The organism is Streptomyces beijiangensis (genome assembly GCF_017315755.1).
Lineage (GTDB): Bacteria > Actinomycetota > Actinomycetes > Streptomycetales > Streptomycetaceae > Streptomyces > Streptomyces beijiangensis.
This window is the reverse complement of sequence record NZ_JAFLRJ010000306.1, coordinates 1-5,158: the sequence shown is the minus strand read 5'-3', so window position 1 is coordinate 5,158 and position 5,158 is coordinate 1. Positions and strand designations below refer to the sequence as shown.

Below are 5,158 nucleotides of genomic sequence, written 5' to 3'. Positions count from 1 at the left end.
GATGACCGGAGTGCACTCCGGCGTCAGGATTCCGGAAGGGAGGAGGTGGAGCGCGTACTTCTGGTCGCCTACGACGACCGTGTGGCCGGCATTGTTGCCGCCCTGGTAGCGCACCACGTAATCCACAGATCCACCGAGCAGGTCGGTGGCCTTCCCCTTGCCCTCGTCACCCCACTGAGCACCGAGCAGCACAAGTGCGGGCACAGGCGTACACCCCTTCCGGGCGGGGCATGTCCAAGGTCAGGGGGCGCACGTATGTCGTACGCCCGTTATCCCAACCGTCGAACCGGCTGCCCCGGAATAGACGAAGCCCCTGGCGCAATAGCGCAAGGGGCTCTTGCACAAAGATGCTACCCGAGGAAGGACCGAGGTGTCGGATCACGACCAGCTGCTGGTGGTCATCGACCCGGTCGCCCGCCGTTTGGACGGCGAGTCCGTACGGATCGTGAAGGATGTGCTGTGTGCGGCCGCGGAGGCGAAGATTTGCCTGCCGGCCGGAAATGAGGAGTTCGCGCGGGCAATCGCCCGCAGGGGCAGTAGGCGGCTGGTGGTCGTCGGCGACGACCGGGCCCTGCTGAGAGCGGTCGGCCTGATGTACCGGGACCACCGGCAGAACGGTCCCGGCGAGCGCGCCCTGTCCCTGGTGCCGGTCGGCGCGGTGCAGGCCGTGGAGCTGGCGCGCTCGCTGGGGGTGCCCACGGGCGCCGTGGCCGCTGCCCGGACCGTCCTGGACGGAGTCGTACGCCGCCTGGACCTGCTCGTGGACGACAGCGGCGGGGTGGTCGTCGGGGATCTCCGGATCCCGGCGATCCCGGGGACGGTGGGCGCGGCGTCCGCCGCCGCCCCGCCGTCGGTGTGGAGTGCCTGCCGTTCGCTGGTACGCACCCTGGTGCGGCCCGCGCCGCCCGGCGCGCCGGTGCCGACCCAGCGGCTGCGGGTGGAGGCGGACGGGGTGATGCTCACCGACCTCGACCGGCCGGTGGCCGGGGTCTCGCTGCGCTCGCACGACGGGCGGGCCGAGGTCGTCGTCCGTACGGCCGAGGGCGACCGGCTGACCGCCGACGCGGTCACCGTGACCGTCTCGGGTGCGGACTTCCGCTACCGCGCGGACACGGTGGTGGGCGGCCCGGTCAGGACCCGCACCTGGACGGTGCGGCCGGGGGCATGGGGGCTGATGCTGCCGCCCTCCTGAGGGGACGACACGAGAGCGGCCTCTACTCGAAGTGCTCCGCGCGATGTACGCGCCAGCGCTCCATCATCGACGCCACTTCGCCCTCGATGAACTCGAAGAAGGCCAGCGTCTCCGCCAGCCGCTGACCCGCCGGCGAGTCCTCGCCGAGCCCTGCGACCCCTTCGCGCAGGGCCACTTCCCAGCGCTTGAGCACGGCATCCCGGTTGGTCAGCGCCTCGTACCACTGGTTGCCGTGCACCACGAAGCGGTCCCGGCGCGATCCGGGCTCCCGCTCGCGCGTGACCATGTTGACCTGGGTGAGGTAGCGGACCGCCCCGGAGACCGCCGCCGGGCTGACCTGCAGCTGTGCGCCGAGTTCGGCGGAGGTCAGCGCCCCGGAGTCGGAAGCGAGCAGCGCGGCGAAGATACGGGCCGGCATCCGCTGCATCCCCGCCTCGACGAGCTGCGCGGCGAAACGCTCCACGAATCGGGATACCGCCTCCGCCCCTCCTGCGCCCTCGGTCGCGGTCCCGGTCCCCTGCGTGGTCATCTGCGGATCGTCTCCCGTGTTCGGTGTGTCGGGTCGAGTTTATACGCTTCCTTAACTTCACAAGTTTGTGAAATCACTGTACGTTCAGAATCATGACGAAGGCAATCACCGTCTCCGGACTGCACAAGTCGTTCGGGCGGACGCACGCGCTGGACGGCCTCGACCTGACCGTCGAGACCGGTGAGGTACACGGCTTCCTCGGACCCAACGGCTCCGGGAAGTCCACCACCATCCGGGTCCTGCTCGGGCTGCTGCGCGCCGACTCGGGCGCCGCCCAGCTGCTGGGCAAGGACCCCTGGAGCGACGCGGTGGAACTGCACCGGCGGCTCGCGTACGTACCGGGCGACGTCACGCTGTGGCGGAATCTCAGCGGCGGTGAGGTCATCGATCTGTACGGGCGGCTGAGGGGCGGCCGACTCGACCGGGCGCGCCGGACCGAGATGATCGAGCGCTTCGAGCTCGACCCGACGAAGAAGGGCAGGACCTACTCCAAGGGCAACCGGCAGAAGGTCGCCCTGGTCGCCGCCTTCGCCTCCGACGTCGACCTGCTCATCCTCGACGAGCCGACCTCGGGCCTCGATCCGCTGATGGAGGAGGTCTTCCAGAGCTGTGTGGAGGAGGCGCGTGACCGGGGCCGGACCGTGCTGCTCTCCTCGCACATCCTGAGCGAGGTCGAGTCGCTCTGCGACCGGGTGAGCATCATCAGGAAGGGCCGGACCGTCGAGACGGGATCGCTGGCCGAGCTGCGGCACCTCACCCGCACCAGCGTCACCGCCGAACTGGCCGCCGCGCCCAACGGTCTTGCGAAGCTGCCCGGCGTGCACGACCTCGACATCGAGGGCCGCCGGGTCAAGCTCCAGGTCGAGACGGACAAGCTGGATGCGGTGCTGCGGTCGCTGACCGCGTCCGGCGTGCGGTCGCTGGTGAGCACCCCGCCGACGCTGGAGGAGCTCTTCCTCCGGCACTACCAGGACGATGTACGCATCGGCGCGGAGGCGGTGGCGCGATGACTGCGGTGGCGTGGGGTGCACCGGCACGGTCCGGATCGCGACAACTGGCGGGTACCAACACCCTGTTGAGGCTGGCTCTGCGCCGGGACCGGATCATGATTCCGGTGTGGGTACTGGTGGTGGGCGGCTCCTTCGCCTCGGTGACGGGCTCCTTCGCGAAGCTGTACGACACGGCCGCCAAGCGGGCGGACGTGGCGCACTCGATGGGCGCGAACAGCTCGATGCGGGCGCTGTACGGCCCGGTCTTCAGCGACTCGCTCGGCGGTCTGACCGCCTGGCGCATGGTCGGCTTCGGGGCCGCGCTCGCGGCGGTGATGAGCCTGGTCATCGTGGTGCGGCACACCAGGGAGGAAGAGGAGACCGGACGCCAGGAGCTGATCTCCTCGGCCGTGGTGGGGCGCCGGGCACCACTGACGGCGGCCCTGCTGACCGCGCTGATCGCCAATGCGGTGCTGGCACTGATGATCACGGCAGGGTTGGCCAAGTCCGGTGAACCGGAGGCGGGTTCGCTGGCGCTGGGACTCGGCACGGCCGGGGTCGGCATGCTCTTCGCCTGCACGGCGGCGATCGCGGCCCAGCTCACCGAGAGCGCACGGCTGGCGAAGGGGATGACGGCGGCGGTCATCGGAGCGGCGTTCGTACTGAAAGCGGCGGGCGACGCGTCGACGGACGACGGTTCGTCGGTGCTGACCTGGCTCTCCCCCATCGGATGGGCCGAGAACGTCAGGGCGTTCGGCGGGGAGCGCTGGTGGGTGCTGCTGGTCCTGGCCGGTGCGATCGCCGTCCAGGCGGTCGTCGCGTACCGGCTGGCCGGACGGCGCGATGTGGGCATGAGCTTCCTGCCGACCCGGCCGGGTCCTGCCGACGGTGCGCTGGGGAGCGCCGGTTCGCTCGCCTGGCGGCTGCAGCGCGGCAGTGTGTACGGCTGGTCCGCCGGCTTCCTCGCCGCCGGGGTGATCTTCGGCGGGATCACGGGCGGCGCGGCCGACCTGGTCGGGGACAACGAGCAGGCCCGGGAGATCTTCGAACGGATGGGCGGACAGTCCGGCCTCACCGACGCGTTCCTGGCCGCGATGACCGGGATGCTCGGCCTGGTCGCCGCACTGTTCATCGTCGCCACGGTGCTGCGGCTGCACGGCGAGGAGACCTCGCAGCGCACCGAACCGCTGCTCGCCGGTGCGGTGGGGCGGCTGCGATGGGCTGCCGGACACCTGGTCGTCGCCTTCGCCGGATCGGTACTGATCATGTCCCTGGGCGGAGTCGGGCTGGCCGTCGGCTACGGGCACGACCTCGGTCCGATCCTGGTCGCGGCCCTGGTCCAGCTCCCGGCGATCTGGGTCGTCGGCGGACTGACGTTCCTGCTCTACGGCGCCTTCCCCAAGGCGGCGGTGGCGGGATGGGGCGTCGCCGGCCTGGTGCTCGCCCTGGGCTGGATCGGCCCGGCGCTGGACCTCCCCCGGACGGTCCTCGGCCTCTCCCCCTTCGGGCATCTGCCGAAGCTGCCGGGAGGGGAGATGGCCTGGACCCCGGTACTGCTGCTGACGGCGATCGCGGCGGCACTGGTGGCCGGCGGGCTGGCGGGCCTGCGCCGCAGGGACCTGACGACCTAGACCTCCACCCGGAGCTCCTCAAGCCCCCTGATCACAAAGCCCGGTTTCCACTCCGGCTCGGACACGAGCCGGAGTTCCGGCGCGCGGTGCAGCAACTCACCGAAGGAAGCGGCGAGTTCGATCCGGGCGAGCGGTGCGCCCAGGCAGTAGTGGATGCCGGCGCCGAAGGTGACATGGGGGTTGGCGGTGCGGGTGAGGTCGAGGGTGGCGGGGGCGTCGAAGACGGCCGGGTCGTGGTTGGCCGAGCCGAAGAGGAGGGCGACCTCGGAACCCCGGGGGATGCGGACGCCGTCGAGCTCGATGTCCTCGAGGACCCAGCGTTCGAAGAGCTGGAGCGGAGTGTCGTACCGCATGAGTTCTTCCACAGCTGTGGACAACAACTGCCGGGGTTCGGCACGGAGCCGGGCGAGCTGACCGGGGTGGCGGAAGAGGGTCCACCAGCCGTTGGCCGTGGTGTTCACGGTCGCCTCGTGACCCGCGTTGAGGAGCAGCACACAGGTGGAGATCATCTCCTGCTCGCTGAGCCGGTCGGCTTCGTCGATGTAGCGAGCCGCGATCAGGGCGGAGATCAGATCCCCGGTGGGGTCCTTGCGGCGGGCGGCGATCAACTCCCGCAGATACGCGGAGAATTCGAGGGAGGCCCGGACGGCGCGGGCGGCGGTCTCCTCGGACGGGTTCAGCTCGTACATCCCGCAGATGTCGGCCGACCAGGGCCGCAGGAGGTCGCGGTCGGCGCCCTCCGGTATCCCCAGCATCTCGGCGATGACGGCGACGGGGAGGGGCTCGGCGACGGCGGCGAGGAGGTCACCGCCGCCGT

At 70.7% G+C, this 5,158-nt stretch carries 6 protein-coding genes; 3 read left to right on the top strand and 3 right to left on the bottom strand.

Annotated elements, in window-relative coordinates; genetic code table 11:
* Window positions 1–204, bottom strand: a 204-nt coding sequence (locus J0695_RS28150) for an adenylosuccinate synthetase (RefSeq protein WP_206966618.1), incomplete at its 3' end; no start/stop codon positions are given.
* A gap of 166 nt (window positions 205–370) precedes the next feature.
* Here J0695_RS28150 and J0695_RS28145 point away from each other — a divergent pair.
* Window positions 371–1,192 (top strand): diacylglycerol kinase catalytic domain-containing protein, encoded by an 822-nt coding sequence (locus J0695_RS28145; RefSeq protein WP_307798789.1) that lies wholly within the window; start codon window positions 371–373, stop codon window positions 1,190–1,192.
* A gap of 22 nt (window positions 1,193–1,214) precedes the next feature.
* On the opposite strand, the gene J0695_RS28140 is transcribed toward J0695_RS28145, so the two are convergent.
* The gene (locus J0695_RS28140) at window positions 1,215–1,721 is read right to left on the bottom strand and encodes a GbsR/MarR family transcriptional regulator (protein WP_206966615.1); all 507 of its coding nucleotides are present in this window, start codon (window positions 1,719–1,721) and stop codon (window positions 1,215–1,217) included.
* 92 nt (window positions 1,722–1,813) lie between these two features.
* On the opposite strand from J0695_RS28140, the gene J0695_RS28135 reads away from it, so the two are divergent.
* Window positions 1,814–2,731, top strand: coding sequence for an ABC transporter ATP-binding protein (locus tag J0695_RS28135; RefSeq protein WP_206966613.1), 918 nt, complete (start codon window positions 1,814–1,816; stop codon window positions 2,729–2,731).
* Window positions 2,728–4,341, top strand: coding sequence for an ABC transporter permease (locus tag J0695_RS28130; protein WP_206966610.1), 1,614 nt, complete (start codon window positions 2,728–2,730; stop codon window positions 4,339–4,341). The genes J0695_RS28135 and J0695_RS28130 overlap by 4 nt, the downstream gene beginning before the upstream one ends.
* Here the strand turns inward: J0695_RS28130 and J0695_RS28125 are convergent.
* The coding region (locus J0695_RS28125) for a cytochrome P450 (protein WP_206966609.1) at window positions 4,338–5,158 on the bottom strand (821 nt) is incomplete at its 5' end. The genes J0695_RS28130 and J0695_RS28125 overlap by 4 nt on opposite strands.